General features: G+C 73.3%; 13 protein-coding genes. 12 read left to right on the plus strand and 1 reads right to left on the minus strand.

Going from position 1 to position 19,625, the window contains the following annotated elements; genetic code table 11:
* Positions 1–9 precede the first annotated feature (9 nt).
* From FHX40_RS10370 to FHX40_RS10400, 7 genes are all read left to right on the plus strand, one after another.
* Positions 10–1,386, plus strand: a complete 1,377-nt coding sequence (locus FHX40_RS10370; protein ID WP_142259411.1) for an MFS transporter — start codon at positions 10–12, stop codon at positions 1,384–1,386.
* Between the two features lie 270 nt (positions 1,387–1,656).
* Positions 1,657–3,774, plus strand: coding sequence for a molybdopterin oxidoreductase family protein (locus FHX40_RS10375; RefSeq protein ID WP_229788150.1), 2,118 nt, complete (start codon positions 1,657–1,659; stop codon positions 3,772–3,774).
* Complete coding sequence (locus FHX40_RS10380; protein ID WP_142259413.1) at positions 3,771–5,264, plus strand: NAD(P)/FAD-dependent oxidoreductase; 1,494 nt, start codon at positions 3,771–3,773, stop codon at positions 5,262–5,264. The genes FHX40_RS10375 and FHX40_RS10380 overlap by 4 nt, the downstream gene beginning before the upstream one ends.
* A complete protein-coding gene (gene nirB, locus FHX40_RS10385) occupies positions 5,261–7,756 on the plus strand; it encodes a nitrite reductase large subunit NirB (RefSeq protein ID WP_142259414.1) in 2,496 nt (831 codons plus the stop codon). Before FHX40_RS10380 ends, nirB begins: the two co-directional genes overlap by 4 nt.
* The gene (gene nirD, locus FHX40_RS10390) at positions 7,753–8,166 is read left to right on the plus strand and encodes a nitrite reductase small subunit NirD (RefSeq protein ID WP_142259415.1); all 414 of its coding nucleotides are present in this window, start codon (positions 7,753–7,755) and stop codon (positions 8,164–8,166) included. Before nirB ends, nirD begins: the two co-directional genes overlap by 4 nt.
* Positions 8,167–8,379: 213 nt before the next feature.
* Positions 8,380–9,576, plus strand: a complete 1,197-nt coding sequence (locus FHX40_RS10395; protein ID WP_142259416.1) for a uroporphyrinogen-III synthase — start codon at positions 8,380–8,382, stop codon at positions 9,574–9,576.
* Positions 9,573–10,424 carry a sirohydrochlorin chelatase gene (locus FHX40_RS10400; RefSeq protein WP_306465680.1) on the plus strand — a complete coding sequence of 284 codons (852 nt, stop codon included), beginning with the start codon at positions 9,573–9,575 and terminating at the stop codon, positions 10,422–10,424. Before FHX40_RS10395 ends, FHX40_RS10400 begins: the two co-directional genes overlap by 4 nt.
* 88 nt (positions 10,425–10,512) lie before the next feature.
* Here the strand turns inward: FHX40_RS10400 and FHX40_RS10405 are convergent, their stop codons facing one another.
* Entirely contained in the window at positions 10,513–11,367 is an 855-nt protein-coding gene (locus tag FHX40_RS10405) for a PAC2 family protein (RefSeq protein ID WP_142259417.1), read from the minus strand.
* 215 nt (positions 11,368–11,582) lie between these two features.
* On the opposite strand from FHX40_RS10405, the gene metH reads away from it, so the two are divergent.
* The 5 genes from metH (at position 11,583) to FHX40_RS10430 (ending at position 19,588) form a co-directional block, all read left to right on the plus strand.
* Positions 11,583–15,053 carry a methionine synthase gene (gene metH / locus FHX40_RS10410; protein ID WP_142259418.1) on the plus strand — a complete coding sequence of 1,157 codons (3,471 nt, stop codon included), beginning with the start codon at positions 11,583–11,585 and terminating at the stop codon, positions 15,051–15,053.
* Positions 15,054–15,221: 168 nt separating this feature from the next.
* Positions 15,222–15,869 carry an HAD family hydrolase gene (locus FHX40_RS10415; RefSeq protein WP_189136114.1) on the plus strand — a complete coding sequence of 216 codons (648 nt, stop codon included), beginning with the start codon at positions 15,222–15,224 and terminating at the stop codon, positions 15,867–15,869.
* Between the two features lie 111 nt (positions 15,870–15,980).
* Positions 15,981–16,481, plus strand: a complete 501-nt coding sequence (locus FHX40_RS10420; RefSeq protein ID WP_142259419.1) for a cellulose synthase — start codon at positions 15,981–15,983, stop codon at positions 16,479–16,481.
* 304 nt (positions 16,482–16,785) lie between these two features.
* Entirely contained in the window at positions 16,786–17,787 is a 1,002-nt protein-coding gene (locus FHX40_RS10425) for an ABC transporter permease (protein WP_142259420.1), read from the plus strand.
* Between the two features lie 46 nt (positions 17,788–17,833).
* Positions 17,834–19,588: an ABC transporter substrate-binding protein gene (locus FHX40_RS10430; RefSeq protein WP_142259421.1), complete on the plus strand. Its 1,755-nt coding sequence runs from the start codon at positions 17,834–17,836 to the stop codon at positions 19,586–19,588.
* Positions 19,589–19,625 lie beyond the last annotated feature (37 nt).

Here is a 19,625-nt window from a genome sequence, read left to right on the forward strand (position 1 = left end):
GGAGGAACGATGACGGTGGCCGGCACGGCCCGCGCCGGGCAGGCGGCAGGGCGGCCCAAGGGGCGCTGGATCGGCGACTGGCGCCCGGACGACCCGGTGTTCTGGGAGACCACCGGCAAGAAGGTCGCCCGCCGGAACCTGATCTGGTCCATCCTCGCCGAGCACCTCGGCTTCACGCTGTGGACGATCTGGAGCATCGTCACGGTACGGCTCGGCGCCTACGAGTTCACCACCGACCAGCTCTTCTGGCTCGTGGCGCTGCCCAACCTGGTCGGCTCCACGCTGCGCCTGCCGTACACCTTCGCCCCGGCGAGGTTCGGCGGCCGCAACTGGACCGCGGTCAGCGCCGCGCTGCTGCTCATCCCCGCCGTGCTGCTCGCGGTGGCGGTGAGCGACCCGGACACGCCGTACTGGGTGTTCCTGCTGATCGCCGCGACGGCCGGGTTCGGCGGCGGCAACTTCGCCTCCAGCATGGCGAACATCACCTACTTCTACCCGGAGAACCGGCAGGGCTGGGCGCTCGGCCTCAACGCCGCCGGCGGCAACATCGGCGTCAGCTCGGTCCAGCTCGTCATGCCGCCGGTGATCACCGCGTTCGGCCTCGCCGCGGCCGGCCTGGTGTGGGTGCCGCTCATCGTCGTCGCCACCGTCGGCGCCTGGCTGTTCATGGACAACCTCACCACCGCCAAGGCCGACCCGCGCGACCAGCTCCGGGTCGCCGGCCGGGCCCAGACGTGGATCATGTCCTTCCTCTACATCGGCACCTTCGGCTCGTTCATCGGCTACACCACGGCGTTCCCGCTGCTCATCACCAGCCAGTTCCCCGAGCACGGCGGCCTGGTCGGCCTCGCCTTCCTCGGCGCGCTGGTCGGCTCGCTGATCCGGCCCGTCGGCGGCCGGCTCGCCGACCGGCTCGGCGGCGCCCGGGTGACGCTGTGGAACTTCGCCGCCATGATCGGCGCCGTCGGCCTCGTCGGGCTCGGCCTGTCCGCCCGCAACGTGTGGCTGTTCTTCGGCGCCTACATGCTGCTCGTCACCACCACCGGCATCGGCAACGGCTCCACCTACCGCATGATCCCGGCGATCTTCCGGGCGAAGGCCGTCGAGGGCGTCGACCCCGCCGACGAGAAGCGGTACGCCGAGGCGCTGCTCGCCGGCAAGCGCAACAGCTCGGCCGCGATCGGCCTGATCTCCGCGATCGGCGCGTACGGCGGGTTCTTCATCAACCGCGGCTTCGGCACCTCGATCGCCGCCACCGGCGGCGCCACCTCGGCCCTGGTCGCCTTCGCCGCCTTCTACGCGGTCTGCCTCGCCGTCACCTGGTGGTGCTACCTGCGCACCGTCGGCGTCCGGTTCGTGCCCAGCCTCGCCTCGGCGCGGGTCTGACCCGGGCCGGCCCCCACCGGCGCGCGACCGGCTCCCCATCCTCCGTTCCTCGCGGGCGCGGCCCCGGACCGGCGGCGCCCGCGTCCCCATGCGGGCGGCCTCACCGCCCGGGATCCGCACCGTGGGCCCCGCTCACAGCGAGGAAACGGCGGCGTGAAAGCGGTTGGCGCCTTGTAGCACAGCGGTAACAGGAGGGACCCAACGGTGAAACCGCCGATCAGCACCATCGGACCCATGCCGATGGCCTCACCGAGCCCGACGGGGCCTGTGATGTCACAGACCACGCCCGGGACGCCCACCCACTGCCCGTACTGCGCGCTGCAGTGCGGCATGCGGCTCACCGCCGCGGGCGCCGGGGCCGGCGGCCGGCCCGTGCTCACCGTCACGCCCCGCGCGGACGTGCCGGCGAACGGCGGCGGGCTGTGCCAGAAGGGCTGGACGGCCGCCGAGCTGCTCACCGCGCCCGACCGGCTCACCACGCCGCTGCTGCGCGAGCACCGCGACGCGCCGCTGCGGCCCGCGGGGTGGGACGAGGCGCTCGACTTCGCCGCCGCCCGGATCCGCGAGATCCAGGCCGCGCACGGAACCGACGCCGTGGCGGTGTTCGGCGGCGGCGGGCTCACCAACGAGAAGGCCTACCTGCTCGGCAAGTTCGCGCGGGTGGCGCTGCGCACCGGCCAGATCGACTACAACGGCCGGTTCTGCATGTCCTCGGCCGCCGCCGCGTCGAACCGGGCCTTCGGGCTCGACCGGGGGCTGCCCTTTCCGGTCACCGACGTGGCGCGCGCCGACGCGATCCTGCTCGTCGGCGGCAACCTCGCCGAGACCATGCCGCCGTTCGTGCGCCACCTCGCCGCGATGCGCCAGGCCGGCGGGCGGCTGATCGTCGTCGACCCGCGGCGCACCCCCACCGCCGCGCTCGCCGACCTCCACCTGCAGATCACCCCCGGCACCGACCTCGCCCTCGCGCTCGGCCTGCTGCACATCGCCATCGCCGAGGGCCTGGTCGACACCGGCTACATCGAGCGGCGCACCACCGGCTTCGCCGCGGTGCGCACCTCGGTGTCGGCGTGGTGGCCGGAGCGGGCCGAGCGGGTCACCGGCGTGCCCGCCTCCCGGATGCGCGAGGCGGTGCGCACGCTCGCCGCCGCCCGCAACGCCATGATCCTCACCGCCCGCGGGGCCGAGCAGCACGCCAAGGGCACCGACACCGCCACCGCGTTCATCAACCTCGCCCTCGCCCTCGGCCTGCCGGGCCGCCCCGGCTCCGGGTACGGCTGCGTCACCGGCCAGGGCAACGGCCAGGGCGGGCGCGAGCACGGGCAGAAGGCCGACCAGCTGCCCGGCTACCGGCGGCTCGACGACCCCGCGGCCCGCGCCCACGTCGCCCGCGTGTGGGGCGTCGACCCGGACGACCTGCCCGGGCCCGGCCGCTCGGCGTACGAGCTGCTCGAGGCGCTCGGCACCCCGCACGGCCCCAAGGCCATGCTGCTGTTCGGCTCCAACCCGGTGGTCTCCGCGCCCCGCGCGGGCCTGGTCGCCGACCGGATCGCCGCCCTCGACCTGCTCGTCGTCACCGACCTCGTGCTGTCGGAGACCGCCGCGCTCGCCGACGTGGTGCTGCCCGCCACCCAGTGGGCCGAGGAGACCGGCACGCTCACCAACCTCGAGGGCCGGGTGCTGCTGCGCCGCCGGGCCGCGCCCCCGCCGCCGGGCGTGCGCGGCGACCTCGCGGTCATCTCCGGCCTCGCCCGCCGCCTCGGCCAGGACCCCGCAGCGTTCCCCGAGGACCCGCGCGCCGTCTTCGACGAGCTGCGCCGCGCCTCGGCCGGCGGGATCGCCGACTACTCCGGCATCACCTACGAGCGCATCGAGGCCGAGGGCGGCGTGTTCTGGCCGTGCCCGTCCGAGGACCACCCGGGCACCCCGCGGCCGTTCCTCGACCGCTTCGCCACCCCGGACGGCCGGGCCCGGTTCGTCCCGGTCGAGCACCGCGCCCCCGCCGAGGACCTCGACGAGCGCTACCCGGTCTACCTCACCACCGGCCGGGTGCTCGCCCAGTACCAGAGCGGCGCCCAGACCCGCCGCGTCGCCGCGCTCAACGAGGCCGCGCCCGAGGCGTACGTGGAGATCCACCCCGACCTCGCCGAGCGGCTCGGCATCGCCGCGGGCGAGCGGGTCCGGGTGACCAGCCGCCGTGGCACCGCCGAGGGGGTGGCGCGGATCAGCACGGCGATCCGGTCCGACACCGTGTTCATGCCGTTCCACTGGGCCGGGGAGGGCCGCGCGAACCTGCTCACCAACCCCGCGCTCGATCCCACCTCGCGCATGCCCGAGTTCAAGGTGTGCGCGGTCCGCGTCGAGCGCATCCCGGGAGCCGCCGCATGAGCGTGCTGTCGCTGAACGGCCACCGCCGCCGGGGCCGTGCCCGTGCCTCGCGCCTGGTCGTCGTGGGCAACGGCATGTCCGGCTCCCGCCTCGTCACCGAGGTGCGCGCCCGCGACCCCGAGATCCGCATCACCGTGTTCGGCGCCGAGCCCCGCCCGCCGTACAACCGGGTGCTGCTGTCGAACGTCGTCGCCGGCACCTCCCGGCCCGAGCAGGTATGGCTGCTCGACCCCGCCTGGTACGGCGAGCACGACGTGACCGCCCGCCTCGGGGTCCCGGTCACCGCGATCGACCGGGAGACCAGGACCGTCATCGCCGCCGACGGCACCCGCGAGCCGTACGACGTGCTCGTGCTCGCCCTCGGCTCCGAGCCGGTGGTGCCGCCGGTCGAGGGCGCGGACCGGGCCGTGGCCTTCCGCACCCTCGACGACTGCGAGCGCATCCTCGCGCGGGCCCGCACCGCCCGCCACGCGGTCGTGATCGGCGGAGGGCTGCTCGGCGTCGAGGCCGCCCGCGGGCTCGCCGGCCGCGGCCTGCCGGTCACCCTCGTGCACCTCGCCGAGCACCTCATGGAGCGCCAGCTCGACGCCGAGGCCGGGCTGGTGCTGGGCCGTACCCTCGCCCGGCTCGGCGTGGCGGTCCGCACCGGGGCCACGGTCACCGCGATCCGGCCCGACGGCGAGGGCCACCGGGTGGAGCTCGCCGGCGGCGAGGCGATCGCGACCGACCTGGTGGTGCTCGCCTGCGGGGTGCGCCCGGTCACCGGGCTCGCCCGCGCCGCCGGGCTCGAGGTCGACCAGGGCATCGTCGTCGACGACGAGATGCGCACCGACGACCCGGCGATCCACGCGATCGGCGAGTGCTGCCAGCACGCCGGGACCGTGTACGGCCTGGTCGCCCCGGCCTGGGAGCAGGCGGCCGTGGTCGCCGACCTGATCACCGGGGCCGACCCCGGCGCCCGGTACACCGGCTCGCGCACCGTCACCCGGCTCAAGGCCGCCGGGGTCGAGCTCGCCGCGATGGGGGAGACCCGGCTCACCGAGGACGACGCCGAGGTGGTCCGGTTCAGCCACCACCGCGACGGGACCTACCGCAAGCTCGTCATCCGCGACGACCGCCTCGTCGGGGCGATCCTGCTCGGCGACAGCCCGGCGGTCGGCACCCTCACCCAGCTCTACGACCGGGGCGCGCCGCTGCCCCGCGACCGGGCCGGGCTGCTGTTCCCCGGCCTCGCCGGCGCGGACGGCACGGCCGGCGACCCCGGCCGCGTCCCCGACGCGGCGACCGTGTGCCGCTGCAACAACGTGACCGCGGGCCGCATCCGGGCCTGCTGGGCCGCCGGGGCCCGCGACGTCGCCGCCGTGGCCGCCGCCACCCGGGCCACCACCGGGTGCGGAAGCTGCCGCGCGGACGTCGAGGCCATCGTCGCCGGGCTGCGCGCCCGGGACGCGCATCAGCGAGACCAGGAACGAGAGGAGGTGCCGGCGTGAGCACCGCGACCGCCGGCCGGGAGCGCGGCACGGCGACGCGCGTCGTCGTCGCCGGGTACGGCCCGGCCGCCCACCGGTTCATCGAGCGGCTCGGCGAGCTCGGCTTCGGCGGCTCGATCACCGTGCTCGGCGAGGAGCCGAGGCCCGCCTACGACCGGGTCGCGCTCACCTCCTACCTCGGCGGCAAGACCGCCGAGGACCTCACCTACCCGGTGCCCGAGGGCGTGACCGTCCGCCTCGGCGACCCGGTGGTCGCCATCGACCGCGAGGCCCGGCGGGTGCGCACCGCCTCCGGGCACGCCGAGCCGTACGACGTGCTCGTGCTCGCCACCGGGTCCCGGCCGTTCGTGCCGCCGGTGCCCGGGCGCGACCTGCCCGGCTGCCACGTCTACCGCACCATCGACGACCTGGACGCGATCCGGGAGCGCGCCGGGCACGTCACCTCGGGGGTCGTGGTCGGCGGCGGCCTGCTCGGCCTCGAGGCCGCCGACGCGCTGCGCGGCCTCGGCCTCGCCACCCACGTGGTGGAGGTGGCCGACCGGCTCATGCCCCGCCAGGTCGACGAGGGCGGCGGCGCGGTGCTGCGCCGCCACATCGAGGCGCTCGGCCTTTCCGTGCACACCGGCGTCGCCGTGGAGCGCATCGAGGCCGGACCCGACGGCGCCGTCGCCCGGGTCGTGCTCTCCGGCGGACAGGTGATCGAGACCGGGCTCGTGGTGTTCTCCGCCGGGGTACGGCCCCGCGACGAGCTGGCCCGCGAGGCGGGCCTGCCGGTCGGCGAGCGCGGCGGCATCGTGGTCGACGAGGGCATGCGCACCGCCGACCCGGCGATCTACGCGATCGGCGAGTGCGCGCTCGCCGGCGGCACGGTGCACGGCCTGGTCGGCCCCTGCCTCACCATGGCCGAGGTGGCCGCCGACCGCATCTGCGGCGGCATCGCCGCGTTCACCGGCGCGGACACCTCGACCAAGCTCAAGCTGCTCGGCGTCGACGTGGCGAGCTTCGGCGACATCACCGGCGAGGGCACGCTCGACGTCACCTACCTCGACCCGGTCGGGGGCGTCTACCACCGGCTGTTCGTCAGCGACGACGCCCGCACCCTGCTCGGCGGCATCTGCGTCGGCGACGCCACGGCGTACCAGACGCTGCGCCCGCTGGTCGGCCGCGAGCTGCCCGGCAGCCCCACCGAGCTGCTGTTCGGCGGCACCGCCGGGGTCGCCGTCGACCTGCCCGACGACGCGCAGGTCTGCTCGTGCAACAACGTGACCGCCGGGCGCATCCGCGCCGCGATCGCCGGCGAGGGCTGCACCGACATCGCCGCGATCAAGGGCTGCACCCGGGCCGGCACCGCCTGCGGCAGCTGCGTGCCGATGCTCAAGCGACTCCTCGAGCAGTCCGGGGTGCGGCAGAGCAAGGCGATGTGCGAGCACTTCGCCTACAGCCGGGCCGAGCTGTTCGACATCGTGCGGGTGCGCGGCATCAACTCCTTCTCCCGGCTCATCGCCGAGTACGGCACCGGCCGCGGCTGCGACATCTGCAAGCCCGCCGTCGCCTCCATCCTCGCCTCGCTCGGCAACGGCCACATTCTCGACGGCGAGCAGGCCGCGCTGCAGGACACCAACGACCACTTCCTCGCCAACATCCAGAGGAACGGCACCTACTCGGTGGTGCCGCGCATCCCCGGCGGCGAGATCACCCCGGAGAAGCTCATCGTCATCGGCGAGGTCGCCCGCGACTTCGGCCTCTACACCAAGATCACCGGGGCGCAGCGCATCGACCTGCTCGGCGCCCGCGTCGAGCAGCTCCCCAGGATCTGGAAGCGGCTCGTCGACGCCGGCTTCGAGTCCGGCCACGCGTACGGCAAGGCCGTACGGACCGTCAAGTCCTGCGTCGGCTCCACCTGGTGCCGGTACGGCGTGCAGGACTCGGTCGGCATGGCGATCGCGCTCGAGCTGCGCTACCGGGGCCTGCGCGCGCCTCACAAGATCAAGGCGGCGGTGTCCGGCTGCGCCCGCGAGTGCGCCGAGGCGCGCGGCAAGGACTTCGGCGTCATCGCCACCGAGCGCGGCTGGAACCTCTACGTCGGCGGCAACGGCGGCTTCCGCCCCCGGCACGCCGACCTGCTCGCCTCCGACCTGTCCGACGAGGAGCTGGTGCGCACCATCGACCGGTTCCTCATGTACTACATCCGCACCGCGGACCGGCTGCAGCGCACCTCCGACTGGCTGGAGAACCTCGAGGGCGGCCTCGACCGCCTCCGCGAGGTGATCATCGAGGACTCCCTCGGCATCTGCGCCGAGCTCGACGCGCAGATGGAGCGGCACGTCGCCGGCTACGTCGACGAGTGGCGCGCCACCCTGGAGGACCCGGAGAAGCTGCGCAGGTTCGTCAGCTTCATCAACGCGCCCGACACGCCCGACCCCTCGATCTCCTTCGAGATCGAACGCGACCAGATCAAGCCCGTGATGATCCCGCTGGAGGCGGTTCGATGACGCTGTCCCATCTCGAGGCGTCCGGCCTCGTCACCCTGCCCACGCCCCAGGCCACCACCCGGATCGCCGCCGCCGTCCGCGGCCGGGCGCGGACCTGGACCCCGGTCTGCGCCTACACCGACCTGCTGCCCGAGCGCGGCGCCTGCGCGCTCGTCGACGGCCACCAGATCGCGATCTTCCGCACCTTCGACGGCGCGCTGTACGCGATCGGCAACCGCGACCCGTTCAGCGGGGCCCACGTGCTCTCCCGCGGCATCGTCGGCACCCGCAACGGCGAGCCCACCGTGGCCTCGCCCATGTACAAGCAGGTGTTCTCGCTGGTCACCGGGGTGTGCCTGGACGACCCGGACGTCTCGGTGCCGGTGTACGCGATCCGCCTCAACGACAACGTGGTGGAGGTCGGCCGGTGAGGCCGCCGGCCGGGCGCGTCGCGGGCCCGCCGTACCCAGCACGTCCAGGACATCGACGGGACAGGTGAAGGCCGATCCCCGGGCCGCGCCCGGGGATCCCACCCACGAGGGAGTTGCCATGACGCACTGCAGGCACGGGCTCGTCCGGCCCGCCGCCCGGCCGGACGACGGCCCGCGCGCCGGACGGACCCGCGAGCCGGGGGAGGAGGGCCGATGACGGCGCTGCTGGAGGGAGCCGTGGTTCCGCCGCAGACCCCGTCCGTGGCGGAGACCTCGCCGGAGACCGCGCCCGACGCCCTCGCCGGGTTCACCATCGGGGTGACCGCCACCCGGCGCCGGGAGGAGTTCGCCGCCCTGCTGGAACGGCGCGGCGCCCGCGTGGTCCGCGCCCCCGCCATCCGGCTGGTGCCGCTGTCGGAGGACGCCGACCTGCTCGCCGCCACCCGCGAGTGCCTCGCCGCGCCGATCGACGACGTGGTGGTCACCACCGGCGTCGGCTTCCGCGGCTGGATGGCCGCCGCCGAGGGCTGGGGCCTCGGCGCGGAGCTCGCCGAGCACCTCGGCAAGGCGCGGGTGCTCACCCGCGGCCCCAAGGCGCGCGGCGCGGTGCGCGCGGCCGGGCTCAACGACCACTGGACCCCCGAGTCGGAGTCCTGCGAGGAGATGAAGGACCACCTCCTCGCCCAGGGCGTCGCCGGGCGGCGCATCGCGGTGCAGCTGCACGGCGAGCCGCTCACCGAGTTCATCGCCGCGCTGCGCGAGGCGGGCGCCGAGGTGATCGAGGTGCCGGTGTACCGCTGGCTGCCCTACCGCGACCCCTCGCCGCTGCGCCGCCTGGTCTCCCAGACGATCTCCGGCGCGGTCGACGCGGTCGCGTTCACCAGCGCCCCGGCCGTGCTCGCCATGCTCAACGCGGCCCGCGCCGAGGGCCTGGAGGAGGCGCTGCTCGAGGCGTTCTCCACCCGGGTGGTGTGCGCCTGCGTCGGGCCGATCACCGCGGGGCCGCTCGTCTCCCGCGGCGTGCCGGTGATCCAGCCCGACCGCTCCCGGCTCGGCGCGCTCGCCCGCCTGCTCGCCCGGCACCTGCCCGAGCACGGCGTCACCCGCCTGGTGGCCGGCGGGCACCGGCTGGAGATCCGCGGCCACGCGGTCGTGGTCGACGGCGAGCTCAAGCCGCTGCCGCCCGCCCCGATGGCGGTGCTCAAGCGGCTCGCCGAGAAGCCCGGCCACGTGGTCTCCCGGGCCGACCTGCGCCTGGTGCTGCCCGGCGGCCCCACCCGGGACTCGGCCGAGCACGCCGTGGAGATGGCGATCACGCGGCTGCGCCGGGCGCTCGGCCCCTCCGGCATCGTGGAGACCGTGGTCAAGCGCGGCTACCGGCTCGCCTGCGACCGGGACGGACTGCGGTGACGGGCCCGCGGACGGCACCGCCGTACCCGCGCCTGGCCCTCGCCGCCCCCCGGGCCGCGGCGGCCCGGTACGGCACCGGGCGGGTCCGGGGGCCCGGCGACGTGGGGCCGGGCCGGGCCTCCGGCACCCTGGTGCTCGTGGCGCACGGCACCCGTGACCCGGCGGGCGAGGCGGTGCTCGCCGCGCTCGCCGCCCGGGTGCGCGCCGAGCGCCCCGGGCACCGGGTGGAGCTCGCCTTCCTGGAGATCAGCTCGCCGCTGCTCGCGGACCTGCCCGCCCGGCTCCCCGAGCCGGTGGTCGTGGTGCCGCTGCTGCTCGCCGCCGGGTACCACGTGCGCGTCGACCTGCCGGGCGTGCTCGCCCGCACCCGCCCCGGCGCGGTGGTCGCCCGCGCGCTCGGCCCGCACCCGCTGCTCGCCTCGGCCCTGGCCCGGCGGCTCGCCGCGGCCGGGCTGCGCACCGCCGACGCGGTGATCCTCGGCGCGGCCGGCTCCTCCGACCCGCGCGCCCGCGAGGACGTGCGGGCCGCCGCCCGGCTGCTGTCGCTGCGGCTCGCCCGGCCGGTCACGGCCGCGTTCCTCTCGGCGGGGGAGCCCACCGTGGCCGACGCGGTCGAGGCGCTGCGCCGCGGCCCCGCGCCCCGCGTCGCGGTCGCCTCCTACCTGCTCGCGCCCGGCCACTTCCAGCGGCGCCTGGAGGCGTGCGGCGCCGACCTGGTGAGCGGGCCGCTCGGCGCGGACCGCGACGTCGCCGCGCTGGTGTGGGCGCGGCACGACGAGGCCCTCGTCGCGGCCGGCGTGCTGAAGCCCGGCGAGGCGGCCGCGGGCGCGGTGCCGCGCTCCGCCTGACCCCGCCGCGGGCCTTCCCCGCCGCCCCTCGCGCACCTTCGGCCGCCGCGCCGCCCGGCCCTCCCGCCCGGCGACGCCCGGCGCCGGCCTAGTGCTCGGCGCCGCCGTCGCGGCGGCGCAGGTAGCGCTCGAACTCGGCGGCGATCGCCTCGCCGGTCGCCTCGGGCAGCTCGGTGGCGTCCTTGCGCTGCTCCAGCTCCCGCACGTACTCGGCGACCTCCGCGTCCTGGGCGGCGAGCTCGTCCACGCCGCGCTCCCAGGCCCGCGCCTCCTCGGGCAGGTCGCCGAGCGGCACCGGGAACTCCAGCAGGTCCTCCACCCGGCGGAGCAGCGCGAGCGTCGCCTTGGGGTTCGGCGGCTGGGCCACGTAGTGCGGCACCGACGCCCACAGCGACACCGTCTCCAGCCCGGCCGCGGTGAGCGCCTGCTGCAGCACGCCCACGATGCCGGTCGGGCCCTCGTACCGGCTCAGCTCGATGTGGAGCTGCCGCGCCAGGCCCGGGTCGCTCACCGTGCCCACCACCGGCACCGGCCGGGTGTGCGGCGAGTCGTTGAGCAGGGCGCCGAGCAGGATCGCCCGCTCCACGCCGAGCTCCTGGCAGATCGCGATGATCTCGCGGCAGAAGGTGCGCCACCGGAAGTTCGGCTCGATCCCGCGCAGCAGCACGATGTCCCGCTCGCCGCCGGGCGGACGGGCGTGCAACAGCCGCGTCGTGGGCCAGATGATCGATCGTGTCAGGCCCTCGCCGAGCTCCACGATCGGGCGGGTGACCTGGAAGTCGTAGTAGTCCTCGGGGTCCAGCTCCAGCAAGGGGCCGGCCTTCCACTCCGTCTCCAGGTGCGCGATCGCGCCGCTGGCCGCCTCACCCGCGTCGTTCCAGCCTTCGAACGCGGCGATGAGCACCGGATCGACGAGCTCGGGGAGCCCTTCGAACTCGATCACTTGCGCCGCCTCCTCCTTCGCCCGGCCGCCGGGACGCGGCCTTCCGGCTAAGACTATTCGCTGGGCGCCCGGAAAAGCGACGGCAACCCCCTCCCGTATCGGGTGAAACCACCTCGTCGCGGTCGATCGAGGCGCGAACCACGTGCGGAACGACGGTTCGGACGGCCTCCGCGATGGCCCGGACCCGGCATCACGGGCACCGCTAGACTTACCGCATGAGCAGATCGACCTTCCGTGACGCCCTGTCCCAGCGCATCCTCATCGCGGACGGGGCGATGGGGACGATGCTGCAGCGCCACCAGATCACGCTCGACGACTTCGAGGGTCACGAGGGCTGCAACGAGGTGCTCAACGTGACCCGGCCCGACGTGGTCCGGGCGGTGCACGACGCCTATCTCGAGGCGGGGGTCGACTGCATCGAGACCAACACCTTCGGCGCGAACCTCGGCAACCTCGGCGAGTACGACATCGCCCACCGGATCTACGAGCTCTCCGCGGCCGGGGCGCGGCTGGCCAGGGAGGCCGCCGACCACTGGTCCACCCCGGACCACCCGCGGTTCGTGCTCGGCTCCATCGGCCCGGGCACCAAGCTGCCCACCCTCGGCCACGTCACGTTCGCCGAGCTGCGCGAGGCGTACCGGCAGAACGCGGCCGGCCTGGTGGCCGGCGGGGCCGACGCGCTCATCATCGAGACCTGCCAGGACCTGCTCCAGCTCAAGGCCGCGGTGATCGGGGCGAGGCGGGCGATCGCCGAGTCCGGCCGGGACGTGCCGATCATCGCCCAGGTGACCGTGGAGACCAACGGCGCCATGCTGCTCGGCACCGAGATCGGCGCGGCGCTCACCGCGGTCGAGCCGCTCGGCGTGGACGTGATCGGCCTCAACTGCGCCACCGGCCCCGCCGAGATGAGCGAGCACCTGCGGTACCTCGCCAAGCACTGCCGGCTGCCGCTGTCCTGCATGCCGAACGCCGGCCTGCCCGAGCTCACCGCCGACGGCGCCCACTACCCGCTCACCCCGGCCGAGCTCGCCGACGCCCACGACGTGTTCACCCGCGAGTACGGCCTCGCCCTCGTCGGCGGCTGCTGCGGCACCACGCCCGAGCACATGCGCCTGGTGGTCGAGCGGCTGCGCGGCCGCGAGCGCGCCCCGCGGCGCCCGCGCCCCGAGCCCGGCGCGTCCTCGCTCTACCAGCACGTGCCGTTCCGCCAGGACACCTCGTTCCTCGCCATCGGCGAGCGCACCAACGCCAACGGCTCCAAGGCGTTCCGCGAGGCGATGCTCGCCGGAAAGTGGGACGAGTGCGTGGAGATCGCCCGCGCCCAGGCCCGCGACGGCGCGCACATGCTCGACCTGTGCGTCGACTACGTCGGCCGGGACGGCGTGGCCGACATGAAGGAGCTGGCGTTCCGGTTCGCCACCGCGTCCACGCTCCCCATCATGATCGACTCCACCGAGCCCGCGGTGATCCAGGCCGCGCTGGAGATGCTCGGCGGCCGCTCGGTGATCAACTCGGTGAACTACGAGGACGGCGACGGCCCGAACTCCCGGTTCGCCCGGATCATGCCGCTGGTGAAGGAGCACGGCGCGGCCGTGGTCGGGCTCACCATCGACGAGGAGGGCCAGGCCCGCACCGCCGAGCACAAGCTCCGCGTCGCCACCCGGCTGATCGAGGACCTCACCGGCACGTGGGGCATGCGGATCGAGGACATCATCATCGACTGCCTCACCTTCCCGATCGCCACCGGCCAGGAGGAGACCCGCCGCGACGCCCTGGAGACCATCGAGGCGATCCGCGAGCTCAAGCGGCGCTACCCGAAGGTGCAGACCACGCTCGGCGTGTCGAACGTCTCGTTCGGCCTCAGCCCGGCCGCGCGCGTGGTGCTCAACTCGGTGTTCCTCAACGAGTGCGTCAACGCCGGGCTCGACTCGGCGATCGTGCACGCCTCCAAGATCCTGCCGATGGCGCGCATCCCGGCCGAGCAGCGCGAGGTCGCCCTCGACCTCGTCTACGACCGGCGGCGCGAGGGCTACGACCCGCTGCAGCGGTTCATGGAGCTGTTCGAGGGCGTGGACGCCGCCTCGCTGCGCCAGGACCGGGCCGCCGAGCTCGCCGCGCTGCCGCTGTGGGAGCGGCTCAAGCGGCGCATCATCGACGGCGAGCGCAAGGGCCTGGAGGAGGACCTCGACCTCGCGCTGCGGACCCGCCCCGCCCTGGAGATCATCAACGACGTGCTGCTCGACGGCATGAAGGTCGTCGGCGACCTGTTCGGCCGGGGCGAGATGCAGCTGCCGTTCGTGCTCCAGTCCGCCGAGGTGATGAAGGCCGCGGTCGCCTACCTCGAGCCGCACATGGAGAAGGTGGAGACCGGCGGCAAGGGGCGGATCGTGCTCGCCACGGTCAAGGGCGACGTGCACGACATCGGCAAGAACCTGGTCGACATCATCCTGTCGAACAACGGCTACGAGGTGATCAACCTCGGCATCAAGCAGCCGGTGTCCGCGATCCTCGAGGCCGCCGAGCGCCACCGGGCCGACGTGATCGGCATGTCCGGCCTGCTGGTGAAGTCCACGGTGGTGATGAAGGAGAACCTCGAGGAGATCAACGCCCGGGGTCTCGCCCGGCGCTACCCGGTGCTGCTCGGCGGCGCCGCGCTCACCCGCGCCTACGTCGAGCAGGACCTCGCCGACATCTACGAGGGCGAGGTGCGGTACGCCCGGGACGCCTTCGAGGGCCTGCGCCTGATGGACGCGTTCATGGCGGTCAAGCGCGGCGAGGAGGGCGCCGAGCTGCCCCCGCTGCGCACCCGCAAGGTCAAGTCGGGCGCCCGGCTCATCCGCACCCCCGAGGCGGAGATGCCGAAGCGCTCCGACGTCGCCGTGGACAACCCGGTGCCGGCGCCGCCGTTCTACGGCGCCCGCGTGGTCAAGGGCGTGCCGCTCGCCGACTACGCCGCGTACCTCGACGAGCGGGCCACGTTCATGGGCCAGTGGGGCCTCAAGCCGACCCGCGGCGGCCGCTCCGGCCCGTCGTACGAGGAGCTCGTGGAGACCGAGGGGCGGCCGCGGCTGCGCATGTGGCTGGAGCGGCTGCAGACCGAGAACCTGCTGCAGGCCGCCGTGGTCTACGGCTACTTCCCGTGCGTCAGCGAGGGCGACGACCTGGTCATCCTCGACGAGGCCGGGAACGAGCGCACCCGGTTCACCTTCCCCCGGCAGCGCCGCGACCGGCACCTGTGCCTGTCCGACTTCTTCCGCCCGCGCGAGTCCGGCGAGGTCGACGTCGTCGCCTTCCAGGTGGTGACGATGGGCGCCCGGATCGGCCAGGCCGCCCAGGAGCTGTTCGCCAAGGACGCCTACCGCGAGTACCTGGAGCTGCACGGCCTGTCGGTGCAGCTCACCGAGGCGCTGGCGGAGTTCTGGCACGCCCGGGTCCGCGAGGAGCTCGGCCTCGCCGGCGAGGACCCCGACGACATCGAGGGCATCCTTGACGTGAGGTACCGCGGCTGCCGCTACTCGTTCGGCTACCCGGCCTGCCCGAACCTGGAGGACCAGCGGCAGCTGTTCGAGCTGCTCGACCCGTCCCGGATCGGCGTGACCCTGTCGGAGGAGTTCCAGCTCCACCCCGAGCAGTCCACCTCGGCGCTGATCGCCCACCACCCCGAGGCGAAGTACTTCAAGGTCTGACCGGCGTACGGCACGGCCGGGCGGCTCCGGTCGCCCGGCCGCCGGCGTGCCCGGGCCACCCGGACCGGACAAGGCCGCCAAGCCCGGACGAAGGCGGCATGGCAGAATCACGGGGGGCGCCGTCGCGGGTGCGCCCGCACGAGAGCGAACCTGTACGGGGGTGGTGGGGTGGAGGCGGTCCTGTTCGACATGGACGGCCTGCTCATCGATTCCGAGCAGCTCTGGTACGAGGTGGAGACCGAGGTCGCAGAGCGGCTCGGCGGCACCTGGGGGAGGGCGCACCAGAAGCGGCTCGTGGGCGGCTCGATGCGCTCCACGGTGAGCTACATCCTCGAGGTGACCGGGGCGGACGTCGCCCCCGAGGTGGTCGCGGGCTGGATGCTCGAGGGCATGCGGTCCCGGCTCGCCGAGGGGATCGAGCTCATGCCCGGCGCCGACGAGCTGCTCACCGAGGTGCGTGCGGCGGGCCTGCGCACCGGGCTGGTCACCTCCTCCGGCCGGGTGCTCGCCGACGCGGTGCTCGGCGTGGTGGGCGCCGACCGGTTCGACGTGGTGGTCACCGGGGACGACGTCACCCGGCACAAGCCCGACCCCGAGCCGTACCTGCGGGCGGCGCGGCTGCTGGGCCTGCCGCCCGGGCGCTGCGTGGCGCTGGAGGACTCGCCGAACGGGGTCGCCGCGGCGACCGCCGCGGGCTGCCGCGTGGTGGCCGTGCCGAGCGTGCTGCCGGTCGAGGAGGCGCCGGGCCGCCTCGTCGTCGGCTCCCTCAAGGAGCTCTCCGTGTACCGGCTGCGCGGCCTGTTCCCCGAACCCTGATCACCCCTGTCGCGTCCCCCTAGGGGAGGGACCCTCCTTGCGGAGGAGCCCGCCCGGTCGCGTCGCGTGTCAGGATGGAGGGGCAGGCGATGTCGACGGGGTGAGGCGGATATGTCCTTTGATCAGATCGCGTGGTTGCCGCTGTGCGCCGGGCTCACCGCGGCCGGCCTGGTGCTCGCCTTCCTGGCGTTCCGGCGGCGCGGGGCCGCCTCGGGGCTGCGGGTGACCGCCTGGGCGCTGCTGCCGATGGCCGCCTACCTGACCGGCGCGCTGCAGACGCTGTGGCAGATCGGCACGGCGGCGGTGCGGTTCGTCACCGGGCTGGTGCTCTCGCCGATGGTGTGGGCCGGGGTGATCCTCACCGGCCTGTCGGTGCTGCTGTTCCTCGTCTCCGGCATCCTGCGCAGGCGCGGCGGCGGTGGCCGGCGCCAGGCCGAGCGGGCGGCCGGCGGCGACGCGGCGGGCACGGCGGCGCCGGGCGGCGGCGCGCGGCGCCGGGACGTGACGGGGAGCGAGCCCACCCGGCCGCTGCCGCGTCCGGGCCGGCAGGCGCCCGCGGACGACGATTTCTCCGAGATCGAGGAGATTCTCAAACGGCGCGGGATTGCTTAACGGAATCGTCCCGGCGGGTTTTTCGAGCCCGATTGCGGGTAAAAAAATGTCCCTGTTTTATCTTGGTATGTCACGGTTTTGAGACATAACCATGACACCTCCAGGACATACCTCCGAAGATCAACACAGATGAGTTTCGCCTGAATCACAGTTGAGCCACATCGTTCGTTCACGTACTGGTCAGCGCAGCTCAGGGCATAGATTCTGCCTCCTGGGACGACGGTTAGGGTGGTCGTCCTAGCCGCGCTGTCGACCGACAGTCGGCGCGTTGGTTTTGTCGTCTGTGATCCAGGGGGCCGACAGTATGAGCGCGCCGCTCGACGTGCCGGGCAGTACCGCCGAGGCGCAGCCCGAGGCCGTACTCGAGGGTGCGAGCGGAAAGGCGATCCAGGGCCGATCACTCGGCCAGATCGCCTGGAATCGCCTCAAGCGCGACAAGGTCGCGATGTCCGGTGCGTTCGTCGTGATCTTCCTGATCCTGGTCGCGATCTTCGCCCCGGTCGTGGTGCGGCTGTTCGGGCATCCGCCCCTCGAGTTCCACCAGGAGATGATCGACCCGGTCACCCAGATCCCCAAGGGCGGGTCGGGCATCAGCAGCGAGTTCCTGTTCGGCGTCGAGCCGCAGACCGGCCGCGACCTGTTCAGCCGCGTGGTGTACGGCTCGCGCATCTCGCTGCTGATCGCGTTCTGCGCCACCCTGCTCTCGGTGCTGATCGGCACGATCATGGGCATCGTGGCCGGCTACTTCGGCGGCTGGGTGGACTACATCATCAGCCGCCTGATGGACGTCTTCCTCGCCTTCCCCCTGCTCGTCTTCGCCCTCGCCCTCGTCGGCGTGCTGGCGCAGTTCGAGCAGCAGCTCGGGATCAAGGGGGACTCCCTCCGCATCGCGCTGCTCATCTTCGTGATCGGGTTCTTCAACTGGCCGTACATCGGCCGCATCATCCGCGGCCAGACGCTCTCGCTGCGCGAGCGCGAGTTCGTCGACGCCGCCCGGAGCCTTGGGGCGCGCGGGCCGTACATCCTGTTCCGGGAGATCCTGCCGAACCTGATCGCCCCGATCCTCATCTACGCCACGCTGCTCATCCCCTCGAACGTGCTGTTCGAGGCCGCGCTCTCGTTCCTCGGCGTCGGCGTCCAGGCGCCCACGCCCACCTGGGGCGGGCTGCTGTCGGAGGCGGTGAAGTACTACACCGTGCCGCACTTCATGTTCTTCCCGGGCATGGCGATCTTCATCACGGTCCTCGCCTTCAACCTGTTCGGTGACGGCCTGCGCGACGCGCTCGACCCCAAGTCCTCCCGCTGACCAGCGATCTTCCATCCCCGTTTCCGACCACCAAGGGGTGCAACGCATGAAGAAGAAGTCCGCACTGGCGTTCACCGCCGTGGGGGCGGCCCTCGCCCTGGGCCTGTCCGCCTGCGGCGGGGGCGGCGCACAGTCGTCGGGTGGGGGCGGCGAGTCCGCAGCCGCCAAGCACACCATGAACGCCGCTCTTGAGAACGTGTTCAACCCTTCCGACAAGAAGGGCGGCACGCTCAAGATGGCGATCTCCGAGGACTGGGACTCGATCGACCCCGCCGACACCTACTACGCCCTGTCCTGGAACCTCATCCGGATCTACGGCCGGCCGCTGGTCACCTACAACCCGGCGCCGGGCGCCAAGGGCCGTGAGCTCGTGCCGGACCTCGCCGAGAGCCTCGGCACCCCGAGTGACGGCGGCAAGACCTGGACCTACAAGCTCCGCGAGGGCGTCAAGTTCGAGGACGGCACGCCGATCACGTCCAAGGACGTCAAGTACGCGGTGCTGCGGTCGCTCGACAAGGAGACCTTCCCGAACGGCCCGACGTACTTCAACGACTGGCTCGACCTGCCCAAGGAGTTCAAGAGCGTCTACAAGACGCCGGACGTGAACACCGACCAGGCGATCGAGACCCCGGACGACCGGACGATCGTCTTCCACCTGAAGAAGCCCTACGGTGGCTTCGACAACTTCGCCGCGCTGCCGGCCACCATCCCGGTGCCGAAGGACAAGGACACCGGCACCAAGTACCGCGAGCACCCGATCGCGTCCGGTCCGTACATGTTCGAGACCGTGCAGACGGGCAAGCAGTACACGCTGGTGCGCAACCCGAACTGGGACCCGGCGACCGACCCGATCCGTAAGGCGCTGCCGGACCGGTACGAGATCTACCTCGGCGTGAACTCCGACGACCTGGACAACCGGGTCATCTCCGGTGACCTCCACGTCGACCTCGCCGGCACCGGCGTGCAGCCGGCCGCGCTCGGCCGCGTGCTCAGCGACCCGCAGCTGAAGGAGCGGGTGGACAACCCGACCGGCGCCCGGACCTGGTACATCCCGATCGTCCCGGACGTCAAGCCGCTCGACAACGTCGAGTGCCGCAAGGCCATCATCTACGCGGCCGACCGGGTCAGCCTCCAGCAGGCCTACGGCGGCGAGTTCGCCGGCGGCGAGATCGCGACCGGCCTCATGCCGCCGTCCATCGACGGCTGGAAGAAGATCGACCTGTACCCGACCGGCACCGGCGACCTGGACAAGGCCAAGGAGGCCCTGGCCAAGTGCGGCCAGCCGAACGGCTTCGAGACCACCATGGCCTACCGGTCCGACCGGCCGAAGGAGAAGGCGACCGCCGAGTCGCTGCAGCAGTCGCTGGCCCGGGTCGGCATCAAGCTCAACCTCAAGGGCTACCCGACCAGTGACTACTTCACCCTCTACTTCGGCAAGCCGTCCTTCGTGAAGGAGAACGGCATCGGCCTGGGCACCCACGGCTGGGGCGCGGACTGGAACGACGGCTTCGGCTTCATGTCCCAGATCACCGACAGCCGGACGATCCGCGAGTCGGGTAACTACAACATCAGCATCAAGAGCGACGAGATCGACAAGCTGATCGACCAGGCCAACGAGGAGACCGACAAGGCCAAGCGCGACGAGCTGTGGGCCCAGGTGGACTACAAGGTCATGGAGGAGGCGTTCGTCCTCCCGATCGTGTGGTCCAAGAGCGTGCTGGTGCGCCCGATCGGCGCGACGAACGTGTTCGTCACCGGCGCGTTCGACATGTACGACTACCTGAACATGGGCGTCGCCTGACGGACGCCCGGTCGGTTCGGTAACCGAGGCGCGTGGG

It is taken from the genome of Thermopolyspora flexuosa, from assembly GCF_006716785.1.
GTDB classification, from domain to species: domain Bacteria; phylum Actinomycetota; class Actinomycetes; order Streptosporangiales; family Streptosporangiaceae; genus Thermopolyspora; species Thermopolyspora flexuosa.

Bases quoted from the DNA above. Each gene is read 5' to 3' on its own strand.
- FHX40_RS10430 (WP_142259421.1), top strand. From the start codon at position 17,834: ATGAAGAAGAAGTCCGCACTGGCGTTCACCGCCGTGGGGGCGGCCCTC.
- metH (WP_142259418.1), top strand. From the start codon at position 11,583: ATGAGCAGATCGACCTTCCGTGACGCCCTGTCCCAGCGCATCCTCATC.
- FHX40_RS10375 (WP_229788150.1), top strand. From the start codon at position 1,657: ATGTCACAGACCACGCCCGGGACGCCCACCCACTGCCCGTACTGCGCG.
- FHX40_RS10425 (WP_142259420.1), top strand. From the start codon at position 16,786: ATGAGCGCGCCGCTCGACGTGCCGGGCAGTACCGCCGAGGCGCAGCCC.
- FHX40_RS10420 (WP_142259419.1), top strand. From the start codon at position 15,981: ATGTCCTTTGATCAGATCGCGTGGTTGCCGCTGTGCGCCGGGCTCACC.
- FHX40_RS10395 (WP_142259416.1), top strand. From the start codon at position 8,380: ATGACGGCGCTGCTGGAGGGAGCCGTGGTTCCGCCGCAGACCCCGTCC.
- nirD (WP_142259415.1), top strand. From the start codon at position 7,753: ATGACGCTGTCCCATCTCGAGGCGTCCGGCCTCGTCACCCTGCCCACG.
- FHX40_RS10370 (WP_142259411.1), top strand. From the start codon at position 10: ATGACGGTGGCCGGCACGGCCCGCGCCGGGCAGGCGGCAGGGCGGCCC.
- FHX40_RS10380 (WP_142259413.1), top strand. From the start codon at position 3,771: ATGAGCGTGCTGTCGCTGAACGGCCACCGCCGCCGGGGCCGTGCCCGT.